Here is a 19,806-nt window from a genome sequence, read left to right as displayed (position 1 = left end):
CCCTTATATCCAGCGCTGAATGGTATGCTCGTATTGAACAAGCTCCTCTGGTGCAAAAAACAGGGCAATCTCCCGTTCCGCGCTCTCCGGGGAATCCGAGCCGTGGATGAGATTAAAGTTCGTATGAACGGCAAAATCGGAGCGAATGGTGCCCGGCGCCGCATCAAGGGAATCTGTTTTGCCAATCAGAGCTCTCGTCTGGGCTACTACCTGATCGCCGCTCCACACCATTGCGAATACGGGACCGGAGGTAATAAAAGCAAGCAGCGGCTCGTAGAACGGCTTACCTTTGTGATCCCCATAATGGGTTTCTGCCAGCTCCCTAGAAATGTGCATAAATTTTGCTGCCGTCAATTGCAGCCCTTTTCGTTCAAAACGCGATACGATTTCGCCAATCAGGCCCCGTTGTACGCCATCAGGCTTAATCATCAGAAATGTTCTCTCCATCATATACCCCTCTCCTGCCGCGACTTGTATTTAATAGGTTCGTTTGCCCACAAAATGCGCAATATCAATCAAATTCTTTTTCGCCGCGATTTCCGGTAATCCTTCTAGCGCTTGCAAAGCTTTGCGTATGTATTGATTGGCCAACTCCTCAGCCAGGCCGCCGCCCTCGCTGGATCGTATGAGCGATATGGCCCGCGTCGTATCCGGGAAGCCTTCATGGCCGCGAATATAGGAAATTTCCCCCAGAAGCGGCCCTCTGACTTTCTCGTCCTGGAGTGCGAGAAGCACGGGCAGCGTCATGTTGCCCTGGCGAATGTCAGAGCCCGGCGGCTTGCCGATTTGCTTCTCCGTTCCGTATAAATCCAGCAAGTCATCGCGAATTTGGAACGTCATGCCGACATTGTAGCCATAACGGTACAGCTTATTAGCCGTCACTCGATCGGCGCCTGCCGCAAGCGCGCCAAGCTGGCAGCTGATCGCTACAAGCAACGCCGTTTTACGGCGAATGCGCAGCAAGTAGTTGCGAATCGTCTGCTCCGTGTTGAAGAAATCGCGAATTTGCTCCATCTCTCCAATACACATTTGTACAAGCGCGTTGGACAAAATGCGATGGATTTGCGGATCCGACAATTGTGAAGCAATCGTCAGCGCCTTGCCGTGTATGTAATCGCCGGTGTACATGGCGATGCGGTTGTCCCATTTGGATTTGACCGTCAGCTGTCCCCGTCTAGTCTCCGCGTCATCGATCACGTCGTCATGAACAAGGGAAGCCATATGGATCAGCTCCAACGGAACGGCTACCGACTTCAAGCGGTCCAGCTTGTAATCGCCGAACTTGCCCGCCAGCAGCACAAGCACGGGGCGTATCCGCTTGCCGCCTGCTTTGAGCAGATGGGTGGAAGCCTCGCTTAGCAGCGCATGATCGTCCGTCACGCTTCTCTCGAGCTCCTGCTCGATCTGATTCAGATCGCCTTTCATCTTTGCATACAAGTCTAATAGTTTCATTCCTTCACCTTTTGGGGGGATTGTTCTTCATAAAATGAAAAGTCCACTTCGTGCTGGAGCAGGTTCAGCTCCTTCGCGTACTTGAAATATAAAGCGAGTCCGTCCTGCAGCTTCTCGCAAAAATCATAGCGCAGCGACTGGAAGTATGTGCGCCAATAGGCCGCTTCTCCGCCAATGAGCCCGCAAGCCCGGGTAACAAGTCTGTTGGGATCGCGGAGCAGCTCGTTTTTGGACCCATGCATCGCCCGGAATACTGCAGCGAGAGCATCGCTCTGCTGCTGCGCCGCGGCCCTTCTGGCAGCGACTACAGCATAAGTCATGCCAAGCCCAGTCCAGCTGTTCCAGATCTCGCCCAAATCCAGCATATGCAAGCCGCTGCAGCTCCAGGAGGCCGTAATCGCAGGATCGCCGATCAACAGCGCGCCGTCGGCAATGCGGAGCATCTCCTCCAGCTTGGGCTCCGCCGGCACATATTCCGGCTCCAGCTCAAAGCGCATAGCCATAATAATTTTTAACAAATTGACCGATGTCGCCGAAGCGGTTGTCACGGCGATTCGCCGCGGCTTCACCTTCTCCAGCGGCTCCTTCGTGAACAGCAGAATGGAATGCACCCTGCCGATCGACCCTACCGACAAGCCGGGCAGCAGAACATAATCTCTGCAATATTGCCCGTACGAGAAGGACGAAATCGCGGACACGTCCAGCTCTCCTGCATGCAGGAGACGATTCAGCTCAGCGGGAACCCTTGATACGATTTCATATGGTAGCGGCTTGGCATGGCTGGAGAACGACTTGAACAAAGGCCATGCGTTCGCGTAATCAATTTCACCGATGGTGATCGGGCGCAGGTTGCCCATTGTGCTCATCTCCCCATCTTCTGTACAAATCATGCTCTATATCTACGTTGTCCAGTACTTTGCCTACGAGGAAATCAATCATCTCATCCATCGATTGCGGCTTGAAGTAGAACGCCGGCATGGCCGGCACCATACGAACGCCAAGTCTGGCCAGCTTCAGCATGTTCTCCAGATGAATGGCGTGGAGCGGCGTCTCCCTTGGAACCAGGAGCAGCTTGCGCCCCTCCTTCAGCATGACGTCCGCAGCCCGCGCCATCAGATTGCTGGAAGCGCCATGAGCTATGGCGGACAATGTGCCCATGGAGCACGGCATGATGAGCATGCCCTCCACGCGGAAGGAGCCGCTTGCAATAGAGGCGCCGATGTCCCCGTTGGGGTGATAGACGAGCGCCCCAGCGTCCAGGCTTCCCGGAAAGGCTTGGCCGAGGGCATCCGCCCTGCGGACGGTTTCCCAGCCCAGCTCCTCCTTCAGCACACGCCAGCCCGCCTCCGAGACAATCAGATGCACTTCGTACTGCTGGCGCAGCAGCTCCTTAATGAGGCGAATGCCATATATGGCTCCGCTGGCGCCCGTCAGACCAACAATCCAACGTCTGCGAGGCGGGCTGGCTTTCTTCAGCTTGTCGATTTCATTCATGACCACCGGCCAAGCACCGCCAGATCCGCGATAGTAAAGAGGAACAACACAACGCTAAGCGTGCCGTTCATGCCGAAGAACGCGGTCTGCACCCTGGACAGGTCCGTCGGTCTCACCATCCAATGCTGATAGAACAGCAGTCCTGCTGACAGCAGCGCGCCCAGCAGATACATCCAGCCGAGCTCTGTCATCCAGAACAATGCCACGAAGCCGACTGCCGTGACAATATGAAGCGATCTCGCAATCCAGATGGCGCCGTTGATGCCGAAGCGCGATGGAATCGAATAGAGACCGGCGTTCCGGTCATATTCATAATCCTGCGTCGCGTAAATAATATCGAAGCCGGCGATCCACAAGGCCACCGTTCCGTACAGCAGCCACGCCGTCGCGTTGAATTGACCCGTTATGGCGACCCAGCCTCCAAGCGGAGACAAGGCAATGGTGAGTCCCAGCACGATATGGCATAGCCAGGTAAAACGTTTGGTATAGGAATAGAGGCACAAAAAAAATACAGCGATCGGCATCAGCTTCATCGCAATAGGTGCCAGATTCGCGGCAGCCCAGAACAGGAGAGCGAATGATGCCGCAATAAAGGCAAGCACCTCTGCGGATTTCAGCAGGCCTGCAGGCAGCGCCCTGTCCTTGGTCCTTGGATTGCGAAGATCAATCGCCTTGTCGATGAGCCGATTCAGGCTCATCGCCGCGCTTCTAGCTCCGAACATGGCCAGTGTAATCCAGCCAATCTCGCTCCAGGAGGGAAGCGATCCCTCCATGACGACAGCCCCAAGCACCGCCCCCATATAAGCGAACGGAAGCGCGAATATGGTATGCTCGAACTTGATCATTTCCAGTATAATACGTAATTTGCGGATCATCGCTGCCCATCTCTTCCCTTCGTGCCGATATGAAGCGCAGCAATACCGCCGAAGAAGAGTCGCACCTCGGCATCCGGCATTCCGGCTTGCCGGAACAGCTCCTTCAGCCCTTGTGAATCCGGGAACAGCTTCAGCGAGTCTGGAAGCCATTGATATTCCTTGAATTTTCCAGCAAGCAGCTTGCCGAACCAAGGCATAATACGCTCAAAATATAAATAATAAATGCTCTTGAACGGCTGCCATGTCGGCTTGGACAGCTCCAGACAGACAACCTGGCCGCCTGGCTTGACGACTCGGCGCATCTCACTTAATACCTGCACGTAATCGGGAACGTTCCGCAGGCCGAAGCCGACCGTTACAAAGTCGAAGCTGTTGTCCTCGAACGGCAGGCTCATCGCGTTGCCCTGCACCAGCTTGATCTGGTTCTTCAATCCCAGCCGTTCAACCTTCACCGCGCCGACGTCCAGCATGTTCTGGCTGAAGTCCAAGCCAACAATTTGTCCCGAGCCGCTTGCCTGCGCCATATCGATCGTCCAATCGCAGGTTCCGCAGCAAATATCAAGCGCATTCTGCCCGGGCTTCATATCCATCCGCTTCATCGTATATTTCCGCCATGCTTTATGTCTTCTGAAGCTGATCACATCATTCATGAAATCATATTGGGGAGCGATCGTCTCGAATAACGCATGCACATGGCTTTTCGATTCTGTGTTGTTCACTTCCAGTCACCTCGTCTCGTTAAGCGCGGGCACTCCGCCCGCAAGCCTTGCCAGCATGGCGTCAGCAATGCTCGCCAACTCTCTCTGCAGCTTGTCCGACTCCAGCTTCGCAGCCGCCGCCTTCATTCCTTCCGCGGCATGCTTGAGCTTGGCGACAAGCTGAGAGCGTATATCATATTTGTGCAGAAGCGACTGAATGAAGGAGCTGCTTGGCGTCTCCGACAGAAGCGCTTGCCGTTCCTCTTCGGTGCCCGCCTGCAGGATATGCCAGTACGCCCAGCTTTTATCGAATCTGCTGTCGGAGCCGCATCTCTCCAGCTCGTCCAGCGCGACCTCGCAGCGGCTTACTCCGTGCAGCAGCTCTGGCCAAAGCCTGGATGAAGCTCCCTCCAGCATGCCCGCGAATTGGCGGAACATCTCGCTTCTCAGCTGAACCGCATAGCCGAAATAATCTTCAGCCGTCACGCGCAAGCCTCTCATACGAGTATACAGATTAACCTTCAAGCGGTTAACTTCGCATACGGCGCTGCTGATGCTGGCGATCATGTCAATCTGCCCCGCATTGGCTAGAAGCTGATAGAAGCGTGCGCTGAAGAAATCGCCGGCCAGCACCTTCAGCTGTCTGGAACGCATCTCCCGCTCCGATCTATGCGTCGTTTCGGTATCGATCAGGTCATGCGTGTCCATGCCCAGCTGGACAAGCGTTACAACCAGCGTGTACAGCTCACTGTTAGCAGCGGCGGTCGGTCCCTGCTGGTTCAGGAACGCGAACAGCATCCGCGCTCTCGGTTCCGCAAGCGGCGGCAGCTCAATATGCTTGTCGATCATATCGTGTTTCGCCTGCTGCCTCGTCATATCTGAAATGCGGTAAGTTGTCATGGTAGAAGCCTCCGAACGTTTGTGACAGGGAACTTGCACGTTAATATCTAAATTATTATAACACAACTTTAACATGAGAGCATTCGGTTGCCCAGTTGTTCATCATTTCGCAATATCCGCAGCCTGTTCGCGCTTTGCATGCGCGGAGTAGCCCGCCGGCAATCCGAATCGCTCGATCCAGGCCGATGTGAAGCTCAGCCTCAGACGCTGACGCCAGCCTTCGTCATGAACGGGATCCGAGATTGGAAGCTGGAATCTCTCATCCTGCAGCCAGCCATCGCTTGCGCGCACATCGACAGCCGCCAGCAGCCGCTTGCCGCCTTCATCCCATTCCATAATGCGGACCAGCAGCCTGTTGACATTGTTCAGCTGCAGGAAGGACAACGTAATCAGCTTCTCGATGTCGCTGAACCAGGCTGCCGGCCTGCCGCTCCCGCTTGGCACAAGCAGCTCCAGACTCAATACGGCGTTCCTCCATTCCGCATGGCCGAGCCTTTCTTGCAGCTCCACGGCAGCCAGCGCGTCTACGATATTGGCATTGGACAGTTGAATGATTGGCTCTCCATGGAAGACGGCAATATGCCCGCCTGCCTCTCGGCTCTGCTTCATTGCGGCAGGCAGCCAGCCCGCCGAGGCCGTAATCAATAGCGTCGCCGCTAATGCGATCGTGTATACTTTGCCAATGCGCATGAACGCACCCCCGCTTTCTGCAGTGAATGGCTGGCGGGCGTTCAACCTGGCAAGGATATTCATCTCCCCGCTTCGGACTTGCCCCCAAACCTTATACAACAGTGTACGAGAGCGGAACATTGATTATTCGGCTTGTCAGCGCGCATCTCCATTCGGCACAAAAAAAGCAGGCATCGCCTGCTTTGCATTCAGACCTATTGATCGGTTTCGACCGTCCCGTATTTGGTCATTACGGTAGCTTTGCCCCGAATTTTAATAGCCGAGGTATGGTCGGTAAACTGGCAGATCAGCACTTCGTTCCTGTCGAGCTTCTCCGTATGATGGAACCGCGTATCATGGCCGCGCGTCAATCCGATGACCTGCACGCCTTGATCCTTAGCCTTGATTACAATGTATTCGCCAATAGTAGGCTCCATAGTGATCCCCCCGCATCGTCAATGCATAACAACCCATCATCAGAATTATAGAGGAAGTATCCCTATTGCGCAATGGCAGTGCGTCAGCCTCAGGCGAAAAAAAAGAAAAACGCCCAAACCGCGTGACGTTCGAGCGTTACTCTTGCTATACGTTAATTGGATACAAGGTCCTTAAGAGATTTGCCTGGTTTGAATGCCGGCATCTTGCTTGCGGCGATATCGATTTCCTCGCCTGTCTGCGGGTTGCGGCCTTTGCGTGCTTGACGTTCGCGCACTTCAAAGTTGCCAAAGCCAACGAGCTGCACCTTGTCTCCGCTTTGAAGAGCTTCCGAGATCGCTTCGAATACAGCGTCAACCGCTTTCGTCGCATCCTTTTTGGACAGCTCGGACAGTTCCGCTACCTTCGTGATCAGATCGGTTTTGTTCATGGTTTCACCTCCTTAAAAGTTTTTCTCAATCAGGCGCTAGCCTTTGAGAAAAACTTACTTCGTAAGCATTAGTTCAGTTTTTCCTCTTATCCCTCTTATTCACCGAAAACTAAAAATATATACATCTGCACGCGCAATGATGAGCTTCATTCCCAGATCAGCCGATGTATGAGCAAGCACAAAACTCAACCCTTCAATTGCTGTACGCTAGCGCTTACGGCTGCGCCGTTCCTTAATCCCTTATGCTTGAACAAAACTATAGTAATACAGTGCAAACGCAATTTCAAGTTATTTCCTTGATTTCAGCCGGAAAAGAAACTTTTTCTAATGTTTCCGTCAGCGCCTTGACAATAGCAAGAAGCTGCCTGACTCGGTCAAGTTGACCGAGCCGGGCAGCCCCGGGCTTCTATTATGCTATTACAGGATGATGGCGATCAAGCCGCCCGAGCCTTCGTTGATGATGCGGCCCAGCGTCTCCTGCAGCTTATACCGCGCATTGTCCGGCATCATCGCGATTTTGCCCTGAATGCCTTCTCTGACGATGGAGTGCAGCGAGCGGCCAAAAATATCGGATTCCCAAATTTTGATTGGATCGTTTTCGAAATCCTGCATTAAGTAACGCACCAGCTCTTCGCTTTGCTTCTCGGTGCCGATGATCGGGGCGAATTCGGATTCCACATCCACCCTGATCATATGGATGGAAGGCGCTGTTGCTTTCAGCCTTACGCCAAATCGGGAGCCTTGACGAATCAGCTCCGGCTCATCCAGCATCATTTCGGCCAATGACGGCGCGGCTATGCCGTAGCCCGTTGTCTTCACCATCTCCAGTGCTTCGGCGAAGCGGTCGTATTCGCGCTTGGCATGCGAGAAGTCCTGCATCAGCTGGAGCAGATGGTCCTTGCCCCGGATTTCAACGCCGACCACCTCCATCAGGATGCGATCATACAGCTCATCCGGCGCATAGAGATCGATCTCCGCTACGCCTTGCCCCATATTCATGCCGCTAAGTCCAGCTTTGGCGATAAAGTCGTAGTCCATAAACTGCTGAACGACTCTCTCGACATCTCTTAATCGGCGAATATCCTTAACCGTGTCTCGCACGGAATTCTCGTAGTTGCTGCGCAGCCAATGATTGTCGTTCAGCACCATTACCCAGCTAGGAAGGTTGACGTTCACCTCGTGTACAGGGAACTCATAGAGCACCTCGCGAAGCACGGCCGTGCCTTCCTCTTCGCCCATCGTCGCGACGCTGAGCGCGATAACCGGAATGTCGTATTTCGCCTGCAGCTCGCTGCGAAGCTGCTGTGTCTCCTCGCTTTTTGGACGAGTGGAGTTGATGATGAGCACAAACGGCTTACCAACCTCCTTCAGCTCCTCCACAACTCTCTCTTCCGCAACGACGTACGAGCTTCTTGGAATTTCTGCGATAGAGCCATCCGTCGTAACGACAACCCCGAGTGTCGAATGCTCCTGGATAACCTTCCTGGTGCCGATCTCAGCAGCCTCCTGGAACGGGATCGGCTCATCGAACCATGGCGTTGTAATCATGCGCGGGCCATTTTCGTCCTCGTAGCCTTTTGCCCCTTCTACCGCGTAGCCGACGCAGTCGACCAGCCTTACATTTACTTCAAGCCCTTCCGCCACTTTGAGCTGGACCGCTTGATTAGGCACGAATTTGGGCTCGGTTGTCATAATTGTTTTGCCTGCGGCGCTTTGAGGAAGTTCGTCCACGGCTCTGGCACGGTCGGATTCGCTCGCAATGTTGGGAAGCACTACCGTCTCCATGAATCGCTTAATAAACGTTGATTTGCCCGTCCGGACAGCCCCTACTACCCCGAGGTAAATATCCCCGCCGGTACGTTCGGCTATGTCCTTGAAAATGTCTACTTTCTCCACTGAATATCCCCTCCCAATTGAATTTCCGGTTCGCCGCCATCCACCGGACAAGAGGGCAGGCCAGCGACGCAACTCGTACATGCTTTTTGGACTAGTAATAGCTTATGTCCGGACTGTCCAAATATGACGACTGCTTCTACGAAATCTTTTTTTCACCGGATGAACCCTGCTTCCCTTCCAAGATTGAAATATATGAGAGGCGTCTCCTTTCTATGCCCGCGCACGCAAAAAATCCCTTCCCGCATATCGGGAAGGGAGTTGTTGTACGAGGTCTATTCTGGCTGCACGGCGACGGGCTCTCCGTCCTGAAGGCGATACACCGGCGACTTGACTGGCACAAAGTCCGAGGCGTCCACCAGCCACTCTCGCAAATCCGTTTGTTCGTCGGCCTGCAGGCTGTTGTCTCTGCTCATCAGCTGCATCAAATCGATGCCGTAATCGGCGTATACAACGCCGTTGTCGTCCATGATTGCGGAAATCAGCGTGCCGCTGAACACGCTTGGGATGTCCGGCGCCTTGCGGCCCATGCTGTCATAATCAATGGAATAGAAACCGGGATACATCTCTCCCGCCTTGGGAAGCTCGCCTCTGGATTCCAGGTGCCCCTTGACCCAGTTCTGGATATCATTTATTTTCTGCGAGGTTACAATATCCATCAGCTTGACGCGCGGCTCGGTCTCCTCATCGATAATCAGAAAATAATAATTGCCGCCATTCTCGAACGCGGACGTCGGGATCGAGCTCAAGTAGCCCTTGCCCGTCAGCTTCTTGTAATCCACCTTAAACTTCTCATATCTCGGCACCTCCTGACCGCTGTTCGCGATCGGCAGAAGGCCAAGCTCCTGAAAATATTGATCCACTGCCGCCTGCACATTGCGCACGGCTTCCTTGGGCGGCATGTTCTGCTGCAGCTTATCCTCCGGATATAGACAGCCGGTCAGAAGCGTCATGAACGCGGCAAGCAACAGACATGCCGCCGCAGCTCGCCATGCGCTTCCAAACGGTCTTGTTGTGCGAAATTTCATTGCGGGAACCTCCGTTTCGTTTCCTTACCATAGCTCATCCATTTCCTTCTGCCGCGCCAGAGCGTTGGCCACGGCCGAACGCAGCGGATCCGGCGGAAGCTCAACCTCTGTCCTGCCGGATACACGCGTCTGGCACGCCAGCCTCATATGCTTCTGCTCCAGCCCCGCCAGCTTCCTCCGCTCCGCGTCTCCCATCGGAAGCAGCTCGCTGGATGGTCTGACCGTCACCTTGCACATAAAGCAGGCCGCTTTGCCGCCGCATCTTGTGGCAATGGTGACGCCGGCTCTTCTGGCCGCGTCCAATACGGTTGTGCCGCGCCTGACTCTGGCTGACTTGCCGCCGGGATAGAACACTACCTCTGCGTCCATGCTCGCTCTCCTCCCAGGAGACAGCGCATTTGCGCGCTGATCTCGCTTGTTATTTCGTTGCGCGCCTCCAGCTCGGCTAGCAGCCTCTCCTGCCGCTCCGCCTCTCGGCCCATCGCCTCGGCAATGGTTGAGATGCGATCCGCTCTCCCGCGCAGCACGTTGAACAGCAGCTCGTGCGCGAGCGGCGCAACCCGTACCCGCGGGCTGCCTGAATGACGTGTCTCGCTCAGTTCCAGCTCAGCCTCGTCCCCGAACGGAACAAGAAAACCCGCGACATCCACCCTATATCGGCAGCCGTGCGCATCCACCTGGAAATCAGTCACAAGCTCCACCTTGCAGGCGCCAATGACATAGTGGCTAAGCGTGGACCGATAGATCGGCGTCTCGCTGTACGCGGGGCTGTCTGTTGCGTAAGGAGCCAGCGCGAGGTGCAGGCTGTCCAGCCGGGCCTGATCGCAATATAAATCGATGTCACGCGGCGGCGCCTCCAGCGGGATGCCTCTCAGCAGAAGAGCGGCGCTGCCTCCAAGCGCCCAGCCGCTTGTCCCTGCAGCGTCCGCAATAATAGCCAGCGCATGATGAATATTTGTAGTTTCCGACATGCTCTTGCTCCTTAGAAGTACGTTTTGTTGACCGCAACAATGCGGCCAGCGCCCTCCTTCACGACCGCCTGGCAGCCTAATCGGAATCCTTGCTCGAATTCCTCCGGCTCCAGACGATCCCACTCCTCATCCGTTACCTCCTCAAGAAGGCCCAGCCCTTCCGTGATTTGGCAGCGGCATCTGGCGCAGGTTCCCCGCGTACAGGAGAAGCCGAAATCAATATCATATTTGATGGCATGGTCCAATAGGGTAAGCCCTGCTTCCGCCTCTACTGTTTTGGTAACCGTTTTTCCCGTCATAATAAGCTCAAGCATACCGTTCAGCTCCTTCTTATTTTCACCATAGTAAATAGTATGTACGTTTATCATCGTTGCCCGCTCCCGCTACAGAATAGAGAAGAAGCCATAAATAAAGCCGAATAATAATAAGATAAACGCGATAAAGGATAATATAAATTTAATAAAGCCCTTGGTTTTCACACGGGCAAAGGTGATCAGGAATGCCGCAATCGCCATCAGCCCAATCCCGAGAAATGAAATCCACATCTTCGTCATTGCGTCCATTGCCGTTCCATTCTCCTAACTTCGTTCGGAATAAATTCTTCCCCATTATAGCACCCGTCAAAAAAAAGGACAAAAGCTTCGCGAATATCGCCGCGCGGGCGCGCTCCCGGGGAGCCTTCGCAAGCTTTTGTCTGGCATAGTTACTTCTTCATCATCATTTTGACGAGGCTCTCCAGGTTAGATGGAGACATACCGCTCGACTTTACAGCCTTAACAATATCGCTTACGGTCGAGTCCGGCACCTTTATTTTCGCCATATCGGCCACCTGTTTGATCAGCTTGCGAAGCTCCGCTTCGTTCTGCAGCGTATTGGGATTGACTCCGCTTGCCAATTTCTTGATGGCATTCTCGGAAATGTTTTTGCCTGTTTTTTTGTTAATCGCGCTCAACACGTCTTTGGGTAAACCTTTGGACAATTTTCTCACCCTCCTCTGGTCTATGAGCTTCTAGCATCATATGAGGAGGGTATGGAATTGGTGTAGGCGCAGGGCGCCTATCCCAAAGGCTCCGTTTCATGCGTTTTGAGGCGTCCCATCAAATGCTCCACGGCTGCCTTCGGCGCTTTCCCTTCGAACAGCACCTCGTACAGCTGATTAGTAATAGGCATCTCGACGTTGTATTGCTTCGACAGCTGGTAGGCGGTGCGCGTCGTCCTGACACCCTCCACCACCATGCCGATTCGCTCAAGCACGGCTTCGAGCGGCGTTCCGTCTCCCAGCATATAGCCTGCACGCCAATTACGGCTGTGCTTGCTCGTGCCAGTCGCAACCAGATCCCCTACGCCGGCCAGACCGGCGAAGGTCATCGGGCTTGCGCCCATCGCCGCGCCTAGACGCCCGATCTCGGCCAGTCCTCGGGTCAAGAGAGCCGCTTTGGCATTGTCGCCAAATCCGAGACCGTCGCTAAGCCCCGCGCCGAGGGCAATAATATTTTTGATCGCGCCCGCCACCTCGGCACCCACAACATCCACGTTGGTATAGACGCGGAAGTCGCCGTTCATCAGCGCGTCCTGCGCCTTCTCCGCCGCCTCCAGCGAAGCTGAGGCAACAACCACCGTTGTTGGCTGCTTCTTGATCACCTCTTCGGCGTGGCTAGGCCCGGTCAGCACGACGATCGTCGAAGCGTCGCGGCCCAGCTCCTCCGCAAGCACGACGGACATACGCTTCATCGTATCCGCCTCGAAGCCCTTGGTCGCATGGACAACAAGCGTGTTCGCTCCAAGATGCGGCGCCGCCGCGCGGGCCACCTCCCGCATAACGGCGGACGGCGCAACGAACAACGCCAGCTCCGCGCCTTCGAGAGCGCTTCCCATACTCGTCGATGCCGTAATGCCCGGAGGCAGCTCGCTGCCCGGCAAATAACGGCTGTTCTGATGTTTGTTGTTAATCTCATCGGCTTGCTCCGCATTGCGCGTCCACAGCGTCACGTGAAACCCGTTGCTCGCAAGCACCAGCGCAAGCGCCGTTCCCCAGCTGCCAGCTACCAGAACGGCTGCCTTGCGCGGACTGTTCTCTCCTTCATGCATACCGCTTATGCCTCCTTCTTAGCCCCTAACTTGTTCTCCGTCCCTTGCAGCAGCTTAACGATATTCGACCGATGCCGAACAAAAGCAAAAATCGCGATCGCAAGCGCCGCGCTGAACAACGGCCAGGAATGTTGAAGCAAGACGATAAAGACGGGCAGCAGTCCCGCGAAGATCAACGAGCCCAGCGATACGTAACGAGTAATAACAATAACCAATATAGCGATTAGACCCGCGTACAGGGCAGGGAAAAACGCCAGGGTCGCAATAACCCCAATTGTTGTGGCGATGCCTTTGCCGCCCTTGAATCTGAACCAGATCGGCCAATTGTGGCCGATGATGGCTGCCAAGCCGCACAGCACGGGAATCCACCCGTTATCCCCCAGCGTGTAGCCGAGGTAGACAGCCAGCACGCCTTTTGCAATATCCAATGCGAATACTAGAATCCCGGGGCCTTTGCCAAGCACGCGCAGCGTATTGGTAGCTCCCGCGTTCCCGCTGCCATGCTGGCGGATGTCAATGCCTTTGATCCACTTCGCAATGACGATGCTGAATGATACCGAACCGATCAAATAACTGAGCGCAACCGCGACAATATCCAGTAGCAACCTTCTTCTCCCCTAGTCTTCATCGGATTTGCGCCGCGTGAAGATGCGAAGTGGCGTACCTTCGAAATCGAATGCCGCGCGAATTTTATTTTCCAAATAACGTTCGTACGAGAAATGCATCAGGTCCGGATCGTTGACAAAGCATACGATCGTCGGAGGCTTGGTCGCCACCTGCGTCACATAGTTGATGCGAAGCCGCTTGCCCTTGTCGGAAGGCGGCGGATTGATCGCTACGGCATCCGACACAACATCGTTCAGCAGATGGGTCTGAATGCGCATCGCGTGCTGCTCGGATACATGATTCACGACAGGCAGAAGCTTATGTAGGCGCTGCTTCGTAAGCGCGGACAGGAAGACAACCGGCGCGTACGTCATGAACAGAAAGTGATCCCTAATCTTCCCTGTAAAATGAGCCATCGTCTTATCGTCCTTCTCGACAGTATCCCATTTGTTCACAACAAAGATGGATGCCTTGCCCGCTTCATGGGCATAGCCGGCAATATGCTTGTCCTGCTCGATAATGCCTTCTTCGCCGTTAATGAGAACAAGCACGACGTCTGCCCGCTCAATCGCTTTCATCGCACGCATGACGCTGTACTTTTCCGTTGACTCGTACACCTTGCCGCGCTTGCGCATGCCGGCTGTGTCAATCAGCACGTAGCGCTGGCCGTCATGCTCGAACGGCGTGTCGATTGCGTCTCGCGTTGTGCCTGCTACATTGCTGACAATAACGCGGTCCTCGCCCAGCAGAGCGTTCACAAGCGACGACTTGCCAACGTTCGGACGCCCAATGAGTGCAACTCGAATGACGTCCTCATCGTAGCCGTCATCCTCCAGCTCCGGCAGCAGATCCGTGGCGGCGTCCAGCAGATCGCCAATGCCAAGACCATGAGAGCCCGAGATTGGAATCGGCTGACCGAAGCCAAGCCCATAGAACTCGTACACCTCGTCCATACGATTTTCGTTGTCCACCTTGTTCACCGCTACCACGACAGGCTTGCGTGAACGGAACAGCATCTGCGCAACCTCGTCGTCGGCATGGGTCAAGCCGCTTTTGGCGTCCACCATAAAGATGATGACGTCCGCCTCTTCCACGGCAAGCTCCGCCTGCATCCGCACCGATTTCATAATTTCATCTTCGCCGTCAATTTCGATACCACCCGTATCGATAATGCTGAACGGCTTGCCGTTCCACTCCCCCGTGCCGTAGAGACGGTCGCGGGTTACGCCTGGTTTATCCTCAACGATAGCCAGTCTGTCGCCAATAACACGGTTGAAAATCGTAGATTTCCCCACATTTGGACGACCGACAATGGCAATAACGGGTCTTGCCATAAACATTATTCACTCCTTAACAGTTCGTGAAGCTTAGATTTCATCGAATGTCTGCAATTCTCACGTATCCCATCATAGCAAAAAAGAACGCTCTTGGCTAACTTTTCATATTTAATAGGTCTCATTGGCATGATCCACCAAAACAATTGTCCCGTTCTTCAAATCGTGTGCGCTAGCATCCAATATTTTCTCCAAGAGAAACGCGATATCCTCCATTTTGGCTTCATCCGGAGCAATAAATATGGGCGCCCCGCCTCGCACCTCGTCGGAATGAATGGATACAACCGCTACAATTCTAGCCATGCCCCTCTCCTCCTCCCTGATTGACCCGAGCCTCGGTTGGCATTCTCACCGCAGATTCCAGGATGGGCACCCGCAGCACAATTTCTTTGCCCTTGCCGGGGTCCTTCTCTTGAGGGAGCAGGAATACCGCCAGCCTTCCATCCTTCATATCCAGCTTCGCCATGGGGATAAGAGCAGGCTCCCCGTCATCCCGGAATACGCCTAATATAGTGGCAAGGTCATATAGAATGGCCTGTCTCTGACCGAGATTGCTAATGGTTACTTTGCCATTGGCATTGAAGGGAGTAATAATGTAGCCGACGCCCCGGCTTGCGATAATATCCTGATTGGCCTTAAGACCCACATTCATAATATAGATATCGTCCACGAACAGATCCGGACCGTCGACCCTGACCTCTCCCTGCTCAACAGCGGCAATATGGGAGATCGACTTGCCGGATTTCAGCTTGAGCACAATCAGCAGCGTGACAAGCCCAGCCGCGATGCCGAACCAGAAGTTCAGCATAATGGCGAACAGACTGGTCAAAAGCGCGGACATGATCACCAGATAATTACGGCCTTCGAATACCATGGCAATCCCTTCTATATATGTAGCGCCTCGGCTGACCAGCTCAAGGCTGTCGATCTTGGTCAGTGTCTCCCGCTCCATCTTGCGCACATCCCGGAATTGAGACGCCGCCAGTGTCAGAAAAGTAATGGCCGTATAATCCTTATTGTACAGGGCTGGCACCGCTACCGCGCCTAAAGCGGCAGCGATGACGCCAAGGGAGATATGGATGATTCTGCCGTGCGGATACGTCGGATATTGCCTGTAATCCGTCTTGAGCATTAACAATCTGGCGATAATGCCGAAGGCGATGCCGAGCAACACACTGATCAAATGATGATTCTGCTCATAAAAATCCATCATGACGATTTGTCTCCTTTCAGTTGGCGAAGCCATCCCAGCCATCCCGCTGCCCCCAGCTTCACCAGGCACCGCCGGATGGCGCGAGATACGATGGTGAACGTCACAGCAGCGGATAAGGCCGCAGCCACTCCGTCCCACCACGGCCACGCTCCGATTGAAGCAAGGCCGCTTCCTTCCAGCAGCCTTTGCACGACAGCGCTTAGAGCGCCTCCCCACGTCACGATAACAAATTGCTGCTTGCGCTCGGAAGCAAACGCTCCGCACAACAGTCCGCCAAGCAAAGGAGCATCCCAGTCGGGATGGAACACATAAAACATCGTCTCATGAGCATACAGCCCCCTCACGCTTCCCCATACCATTCCGACCATGATCGCGCAGGAGCCGATATAGGAGCGATAGCCTTCAAAGCCCTTTCGACTGATGACGAATAACCCGCCAAGCAGCAGCAAGCTGGCCGAGGCATGGAGCTGCACATCGGGCATTGAAGGCAGCGGCGAGAACCATAGAGGGAGCGGCATTGCAGCAAGCGCCAGGAGGCCCGCACAGAAGAGAACCTCTCTAGTAGAAACATTGGGAGCGATCGTCTCCCTCCAGCCCGTGACCCATAAAATGGAGACAATGATAATAACAATAGCGCATACATAGCCCGATATCATGTTCAATCACCTCATGTACCCCTATTATGCGCCAACAAAAAAAGGCTATTCCCGCCCGAGAGCAGGAACAGCCTTGTGAACCTTCACATTATTTCAGCTTGCTAAGCTTGTCGCCGAAGCGCTCGCCCAAGGAATAGCTCATGCTGGAGCTGTTCAGGCTGACGTTCGGATTGTTGATCTCTTCGATCTTCGGTGCGCGAGGCGCACGTGGAGCGCGCTCGGACTTCGCTTCCTGAGCTGGCTGCTCAGGCGCTTCTTCTGTCTCCTTGATGCTGAGGGAGACGCGCTTCTCCGCAGGGTTGAAGTCCAGAACCTTCGCCTTCACTTCCTGGCCTTCCTTCAACACCTCGAACGGCGTCGCAACATGGCGATGCGCGATCTGGGAGATGTGCACCAAGCCTTCAACGCCAGGCGCGATTTCAACGAAGGCGCCGAATGTTACGATACGGCGAACTGTACCCGTTACGATGTCGCCGACGTTGAATTGACCAGCAGCCGTATCCCAAGGACCAGGCTGAGCCGCTTTGATGCTCAGGCTGATTTTGCCAGCGGCAGGGTCAACTTTAAGTACTTTGACACGAACGGATTGGCCTTCAGCTACAACATCCTTCGGATGCGCAACATGCTGCCAGGACAGCTCGGATACGTGAACCAGACCATCAACGCCGCCGATATCGACAAACGCGCCGAATGGAGTCAGACGCTGAACAGTGCCTTCCAGCTCTTGGCCAGCCTGCAGGTCGTTCATCACTTGCTGCTTGTTCTGCTCGAACTCAGCGTCAAGCACATCCTTCTGGGACAGAATAACCTTCTTGTTCTCCAGATCAAGCTCCTTCACTTTAACGCGAAGCGTACGGCCCTTGTAATCGCTGAAGTCTTCAACGAAATGGCGCTCAACCATGGATGCCGGAATAAATCCGCGCACGCCAACGTCGGCCACAAGACCGCCTTTTACAACGTCAGCCACAACAACCTCGAATACCTCGCCGGATTCGAATTTGCCTTGCAGCTCTTCCCAAGCCTTCTCACCGTCAACCAGACGCTTCGAGAGGACCAGGCTTTCCTTGTTGTCGTCGATGCTTACTACTTTAAGCTCGACCTCTTGACCGATTTGAACCGCGTCAGTTGCGTTCTCCAGCTGAACGGAGGACAGCTCGCGAATCGGGATGACACCGTCGTATTTATATCCAAGGCTTACATAAGCTTGGTTATCTTCGATTTTGACGATTGTACCTTTAACGGAGTCGCCTTTCTTCAAAGATACAAAATTGTCCATCGCGTCCTGGTTCACTTCTTCCGCAACGGAGTCCTGCACATTGATCTCTTCTGACATTGAAATAACCTCCTCAATTCATACCCCAACTTTATTTAAACCCGCTTGGTGGGCACTTGGCCCGCGGTATTTAAAACAATTATGAATGCTGCGCGGACAGCTCGCGAATGCGGTCCATCACGACCTCCATCGCTTGATCCAGCGCATCTGGCGATGATTCATCAATAATTTCGGAAAGATAGATGGGCTTGCCATATACGGCCTTCGTTGTCCGGAACAGCTTATAGCCGCCAACAATCGCGACGGGCACAATGACAGCGCCGCTGCGCATAGCGATCATTGCCGTTCCTTTCTTGGCCGAGCCCGGGGTCTTGCGCGAGCCCTCAGGGAATATACCCATTACATTGCCTGCCTTCAGCAGAGCGATGCCAGACTTGATAGCATCCTTGCTGACGCCTCCGCGCTTCACGGGGAACGCCCCGAAAGAGCGGATCAGCGCTCCGAACACGGGAATCTTGAACAGCTCCTCCTTCGCCATAAAGTATACCTTGCGAGGCACCTTTACGCCGATGGTGGGCGGATCCAGATTGCTGATGTGGTTCGACGCTAATATGACGGGACCTTCCTTCGGAATGTTGTCCACGCCTACAGCCTGCAGCCGGAACAGTACGGTATACATGACCCTGAGCAAAAAGCGGAATATGACGTATAACATAGTTTACTTCGCCTCCGCTAATTTGGTTCTGCCCAATTTCACAATTGCGGCAACAACCTCATCGATCGTCATATGACTGCTGTCCAGCTCTATGGCGTCCTTCGCTTTAATAAGCGGCGATATTTCCCTCTGCTCGTCCAACGAGTCCCTCTCAGCGATCTCCCGCTCCAGCTGCTCCAGCGGAACGGCCTGATCGGCGGGCAGCTCCTTGAACCGTCTCGCGGCCCGTTCCTGAACAGATGCCGTCAGGAACACCTTAAGCTCAGCGTCCGGCAGCACATGAGTGCCGATATCCCGTCCGTCCATCACAACGCCTTTGCGGACGGCTAGCTCTCTCTGCATGCCGCTTAACACCTGGCGCACGACTCCGCTTGCAGCGAAGTAAGACACCTGGCGCGTCACCTCTCTCGACCTGATCTCCTGCGTGACGTTCTCGCCGTTCACATAGATCAATTGGCCGTTCGAGCTGGGCTCCAGTTCAATACGGAGCTCATTCAGCATTTGAGCCAGAGCTTCATCTTGCTTGGCTGTGATGCCTTGGCGCTGCGCGCTCAGCGTCACCGCCCTGTACATCGCGCCTGTATCGATGTACACATACCCCAATTGTCCGGCGACCATTCTTGCGACCGTGCTCTTGCCGGCTCCAGCCGGCCCGTCAATTGCGATGTTGATTCGGTCGCTGTCACCATCCTGCAACGCCACTAAGAGTCAACCCCCTTTGAATCAAGACGGCCTCTTTCTCCATGAAACGAACATCCTCTCCCATTTCAAAGAAAAAGCAGGCATTGCCTGCGAACGTGAAAATTATACCACACATTACCTCGGGATGCAAAAGAGAAGCGCTAGTTCAGGCGGGCTCCTTCCCACCGATCCGCGCTTGTCGCTAGGCTTCTGAACGTTTCATTTTGCAAGGCGAGCTGGCAAATCAGCAGCAGGATAAGCAGGACAGCAGCCCCTCGGCCAAGCCATCCGCAGATCACGCCAACCAGCCGAAGCGCCTCCTCCTTATCGCCCTTTGAACCTTCTGCAGGCTGTTGATCAGGCATGGGAATGCCTCCTTCCTAAGGCTAGCATTC

The 19,806-nt window shown here is 54.4% G+C and carries 27 protein-coding genes; all 27 read right to left on the bottom strand.

The annotated features are described in order from the left end of the window. Positions 1-3 precede the first annotated feature (3 nt). Positions 4-447 (bottom strand): nucleoside-diphosphate kinase, encoded by a 444-nt coding sequence (gene ndk, locus AB1S56_RS11610; protein WP_340868001.1) that lies wholly within the window; start codon positions 445-447, stop codon positions 4-6. A 30-nt stretch (positions 448-477) separates the two neighbouring features. Further along, complete coding sequence (locus tag AB1S56_RS11605) at positions 478-1,452, bottom strand: polyprenyl synthetase family protein (RefSeq protein ID WP_340867634.1); 975 nt, start codon at positions 1,450-1,452, stop codon at positions 478-480. Beyond that, positions 1,449-2,309 carry a menaquinone biosynthesis protein gene (locus tag AB1S56_RS11600; RefSeq protein WP_340867636.1) on the bottom strand — a complete coding sequence of 287 codons (861 nt, stop codon included), beginning with the start codon at positions 2,307-2,309 and terminating at the stop codon, positions 1,449-1,451. Before AB1S56_RS11600 ends, AB1S56_RS11605 begins: the two co-directional genes overlap by 4 nt. After that, positions 2,278-2,946, bottom strand: a complete 669-nt coding sequence (locus AB1S56_RS11595; RefSeq protein ID WP_340868002.1) for a UbiX family flavin prenyltransferase — start codon at positions 2,944-2,946, stop codon at positions 2,278-2,280. The genes AB1S56_RS11600 and AB1S56_RS11595 overlap by 32 nt, the downstream gene beginning before the upstream one ends. After that, complete coding sequence (locus AB1S56_RS11590) at positions 2,943-3,821, bottom strand: UbiA-like polyprenyltransferase (protein WP_340867637.1); 879 nt, start codon at positions 3,819-3,821, stop codon at positions 2,943-2,945. The genes AB1S56_RS11595 and AB1S56_RS11590 overlap by 4 nt, the downstream gene beginning before the upstream one ends. Continuing rightward, positions 3,818-4,546 (bottom strand): demethylmenaquinone methyltransferase, encoded by a 729-nt coding sequence (locus AB1S56_RS11585; protein WP_340868003.1) that lies wholly within the window; start codon positions 4,544-4,546, stop codon positions 3,818-3,820. Before AB1S56_RS11585 ends, AB1S56_RS11590 begins: the two co-directional genes overlap by 4 nt. Next, complete coding sequence (locus tag AB1S56_RS11580; protein ID WP_340867638.1) at positions 4,547-5,419, bottom strand: heptaprenyl diphosphate synthase component 1; 873 nt, start codon at positions 5,417-5,419, stop codon at positions 4,547-4,549. Between the two features lie 102 nt (positions 5,420-5,521). Continuing rightward, the gene (locus AB1S56_RS11575) at positions 5,522-6,109 is read right to left on the bottom strand and encodes a hypothetical protein (protein WP_340867639.1); all 588 of its coding nucleotides are present in this window, start codon (positions 6,107-6,109) and stop codon (positions 5,522-5,524) included. 194 nt (positions 6,110-6,303) lie between these two features. Then, positions 6,304-6,525, bottom strand: a complete 222-nt coding sequence (mtrB, locus tag AB1S56_RS11570; protein WP_340867641.1) for a trp RNA-binding attenuation protein MtrB — start codon at positions 6,523-6,525, stop codon at positions 6,304-6,306. Positions 6,526-6,677: 152 nt separating this feature from the next. Next, positions 6,678-6,953 (bottom strand): HU family DNA-binding protein, encoded by a 276-nt coding sequence (locus tag AB1S56_RS11565; RefSeq protein WP_340867642.1) that lies wholly within the window; start codon positions 6,951-6,953, stop codon positions 6,678-6,680. Between the two features lie 417 nt (positions 6,954-7,370). Beyond that, a complete protein-coding gene (spoIVA, locus tag AB1S56_RS11560; RefSeq protein WP_340867643.1) occupies positions 7,371-8,849 on the bottom strand; it encodes a stage IV sporulation protein A in 1,479 nt (492 codons plus the stop codon). Between the two features lie 272 nt (positions 8,850-9,121). Next, the gene (locus AB1S56_RS11555; RefSeq protein ID WP_340867644.1) at positions 9,122-9,874 is read right to left on the bottom strand and encodes a hypothetical protein; all 753 of its coding nucleotides are present in this window, start codon (positions 9,872-9,874) and stop codon (positions 9,122-9,124) included. 24 nt (positions 9,875-9,898) lie between these two features. After that, positions 9,899-10,243 (bottom strand): 2Fe-2S iron-sulfur cluster-binding protein, encoded by a 345-nt coding sequence (locus AB1S56_RS11550; RefSeq protein WP_340867646.1) that lies wholly within the window; start codon positions 10,241-10,243, stop codon positions 9,899-9,901. After that, positions 10,228-10,845 (bottom strand): hypothetical protein, encoded by a 618-nt coding sequence (locus AB1S56_RS11545; RefSeq protein ID WP_340867648.1) that lies wholly within the window; start codon positions 10,843-10,845, stop codon positions 10,228-10,230. The genes AB1S56_RS11550 and AB1S56_RS11545 overlap by 16 nt, the downstream gene beginning before the upstream one ends. Positions 10,846-10,856: 11 nt before the next feature. Further along, a complete protein-coding gene (locus AB1S56_RS11540; RefSeq protein WP_340868005.1) occupies positions 10,857-11,159 on the bottom strand; it encodes a 2Fe-2S iron-sulfur cluster-binding protein in 303 nt (100 codons plus the stop codon). A 69-nt stretch (positions 11,160-11,228) separates the two neighbouring features. Next, a complete protein-coding gene (locus AB1S56_RS11535; protein WP_340867650.1) occupies positions 11,229-11,408 on the bottom strand; it encodes a DUF2768 family protein in 180 nt (59 codons plus the stop codon). A 140-nt stretch (positions 11,409-11,548) separates the two neighbouring features. Continuing rightward, positions 11,549-11,824, bottom strand: coding sequence for a stage VI sporulation protein F (locus AB1S56_RS11530; protein WP_340867651.1), 276 nt, complete (start codon positions 11,822-11,824; stop codon positions 11,549-11,551). Positions 11,825-11,901: 77 nt separating this feature from the next. Further along, the gene (locus tag AB1S56_RS11525) at positions 11,902-12,933 is read right to left on the bottom strand and encodes an NAD(P)H-dependent glycerol-3-phosphate dehydrogenase (protein WP_340867653.1); all 1,032 of its coding nucleotides are present in this window, start codon (positions 12,931-12,933) and stop codon (positions 11,902-11,904) included. A gap of 5 nt (positions 12,934-12,938) precedes the next feature. Further along, on the bottom strand, positions 12,939-13,538 hold the full coding sequence (gene plsY, locus AB1S56_RS11520) for a glycerol-3-phosphate 1-O-acyltransferase PlsY (protein ID WP_340867654.1): 600 nt from the start codon (positions 13,536-13,538) through the stop codon (positions 12,939-12,941). 12 nt (positions 13,539-13,550) lie between these two features. Further along, positions 13,551-14,873, bottom strand: a complete 1,323-nt coding sequence (gene der, locus AB1S56_RS11515; protein WP_340867655.1) for a ribosome biogenesis GTPase Der — start codon at positions 14,871-14,873, stop codon at positions 13,551-13,553. 111 nt (positions 14,874-14,984) lie between these two features. Continuing rightward, on the bottom strand, positions 14,985-15,176 hold the full coding sequence (locus AB1S56_RS11510; protein ID WP_340867656.1) for a hypothetical protein: 192 nt from the start codon (positions 15,174-15,176) through the stop codon (positions 14,985-14,987). Next, the gene (locus tag AB1S56_RS11505) at positions 15,169-16,083 is read right to left on the bottom strand and encodes a YIEGIA family protein (protein ID WP_340868006.1); all 915 of its coding nucleotides are present in this window, start codon (positions 16,081-16,083) and stop codon (positions 15,169-15,171) included. The genes AB1S56_RS11510 and AB1S56_RS11505 overlap by 8 nt, the downstream gene beginning before the upstream one ends. Further along, entirely contained in the window at positions 16,083-16,742 is a 660-nt protein-coding gene (locus tag AB1S56_RS11500) for a hypothetical protein (RefSeq protein ID WP_340867657.1), read from the bottom strand. Before AB1S56_RS11500 ends, AB1S56_RS11505 begins: the two co-directional genes overlap by 1 nt. 88 nt (positions 16,743-16,830) lie before the next feature. Then, positions 16,831-18,075: a 30S ribosomal protein S1 gene (rpsA, locus tag AB1S56_RS11495; protein ID WP_340867658.1), complete on the bottom strand. Its 1,245-nt coding sequence runs from the start codon at positions 18,073-18,075 to the stop codon at positions 16,831-16,833. Between the two features lie 79 nt (positions 18,076-18,154). After that, a complete protein-coding gene (locus AB1S56_RS11490) occupies positions 18,155-18,730 on the bottom strand; it encodes a lysophospholipid acyltransferase family protein (RefSeq protein WP_340867659.1) in 576 nt (191 codons plus the stop codon). Positions 18,731-18,733: 3 nt separating this feature from the next. Next, the gene (cmk, locus tag AB1S56_RS11485) at positions 18,734-19,432 is read right to left on the bottom strand and encodes a (d)CMP kinase (protein WP_340867660.1); all 699 of its coding nucleotides are present in this window, start codon (positions 19,430-19,432) and stop codon (positions 18,734-18,736) included. 140 nt (positions 19,433-19,572) lie between these two features. Further along, complete coding sequence (locus tag AB1S56_RS11480; protein ID WP_340867661.1) at positions 19,573-19,776, bottom strand: hypothetical protein; 204 nt, start codon at positions 19,774-19,776, stop codon at positions 19,573-19,575. Between the last annotated feature and the right edge of the window lie 30 nt (positions 19,777-19,806).

The sequence above is a fragment of the Paenibacillus sp. PL2-23 genome (assembly GCF_040834005.1).
In the GTDB taxonomy this organism is placed as follows: Bacteria; Bacillota; Bacilli; order Paenibacillales; family Paenibacillaceae; genus Pristimantibacillus.
This window is presented reverse-complemented; position numbering and strand designations above follow the sequence as displayed.

Coding starts and splice junctions, on each gene's coding strand:
- AB1S56_RS11505 (WP_340868006.1), bottom strand. CDS start 16,083: ATGGATTTTTATGAGCAGAATCATCATTTGATCAGTGTGTTGCTCGGC.
- ndk (WP_340868001.1), bottom strand. CDS start 447: ATGGAGAGAACATTTCTGATGATTAAGCCTGATGGCGTACAACGGGGC.
- AB1S56_RS11540 (WP_340868005.1), bottom strand. CDS start 11,159: ATGCTTGAGCTTATTATGACGGGAAAAACGGTTACCAAAACAGTAGAG.
- AB1S56_RS11550 (WP_340867646.1), bottom strand. CDS start 10,243: ATGGACGCAGAGGTAGTGTTCTATCCCGGCGGCAAGTCAGCCAGAGTC.
- AB1S56_RS11525 (WP_340867653.1), bottom strand. CDS start 12,933: ATGCATGAAGGAGAGAACAGTCCGCGCAAGGCAGCCGTTCTGGTAGCT.
- AB1S56_RS11480 (WP_340867661.1), bottom strand. CDS start 19,776: ATGCCTGATCAACAGCCTGCAGAAGGTTCAAAGGGCGATAAGGAGGAG.
- AB1S56_RS11605 (WP_340867634.1), bottom strand. CDS start 1,452: ATGAAACTATTAGACTTGTATGCAAAGATGAAAGGCGATCTGAATCAG.
- der (WP_340867655.1), bottom strand. CDS start 14,873: ATGGCAAGACCCGTTATTGCCATTGTCGGTCGTCCAAATGTGGGGAAA.
- AB1S56_RS11595 (WP_340868002.1), bottom strand. CDS start 2,946: ATGAATGAAATCGACAAGCTGAAGAAAGCCAGCCCGCCTCGCAGACGT.
- AB1S56_RS11490 (WP_340867659.1), bottom strand. CDS start 18,730: ATGTTATACGTCATATTCCGCTTTTTGCTCAGGGTCATGTATACCGTA.
- AB1S56_RS11580 (WP_340867638.1), bottom strand. CDS start 5,419: ATGACAACTTACCGCATTTCAGATATGACGAGGCAGCAGGCGAAACAC.
- rpsA (WP_340867658.1), bottom strand. CDS start 18,075: ATGTCAGAAGAGATCAATGTGCAGGACTCCGTTGCGGAAGAAGTGAAC.
- AB1S56_RS11555 (WP_340867644.1), bottom strand. CDS start 9,874: ATGAAATTTCGCACAACAAGACCGTTTGGAAGCGCATGGCGAGCTGCG.
- AB1S56_RS11575 (WP_340867639.1), bottom strand. CDS start 6,109: ATGCGCATTGGCAAAGTATACACGATCGCATTAGCGGCGACGCTATTG.
- AB1S56_RS11565 (WP_340867642.1), bottom strand. CDS start 6,953: ATGAACAAAACCGATCTGATCACGAAGGTAGCGGAACTGTCCGAGCTG.
- AB1S56_RS11600 (WP_340867636.1), bottom strand. CDS start 2,309: ATGGGCAACCTGCGCCCGATCACCATCGGTGAAATTGATTACGCGAAC.
- AB1S56_RS11590 (WP_340867637.1), bottom strand. CDS start 3,821: ATGATCCGCAAATTACGTATTATACTGGAAATGATCAAGTTCGAGCAT.
- AB1S56_RS11510 (WP_340867656.1), bottom strand. CDS start 15,176: ATGGCTAGAATTGTAGCGGTTGTATCCATTCATTCCGACGAGGTGCGA.
- AB1S56_RS11535 (WP_340867650.1), bottom strand. CDS start 11,408: ATGGACGCAATGACGAAGATGTGGATTTCATTTCTCGGGATTGGGCTG.
- AB1S56_RS11545 (WP_340867648.1), bottom strand. CDS start 10,845: ATGTCGGAAACTACAAATATTCATCATGCGCTGGCTATTATTGCGGAC.
- mtrB (WP_340867641.1), bottom strand. CDS start 6,525: ATGGAGCCTACTATTGGCGAATACATTGTAATCAAGGCTAAGGATCAA.
- AB1S56_RS11500 (WP_340867657.1), bottom strand. CDS start 16,742: ATGATATCGGGCTATGTATGCGCTATTGTTATTATCATTGTCTCCATT.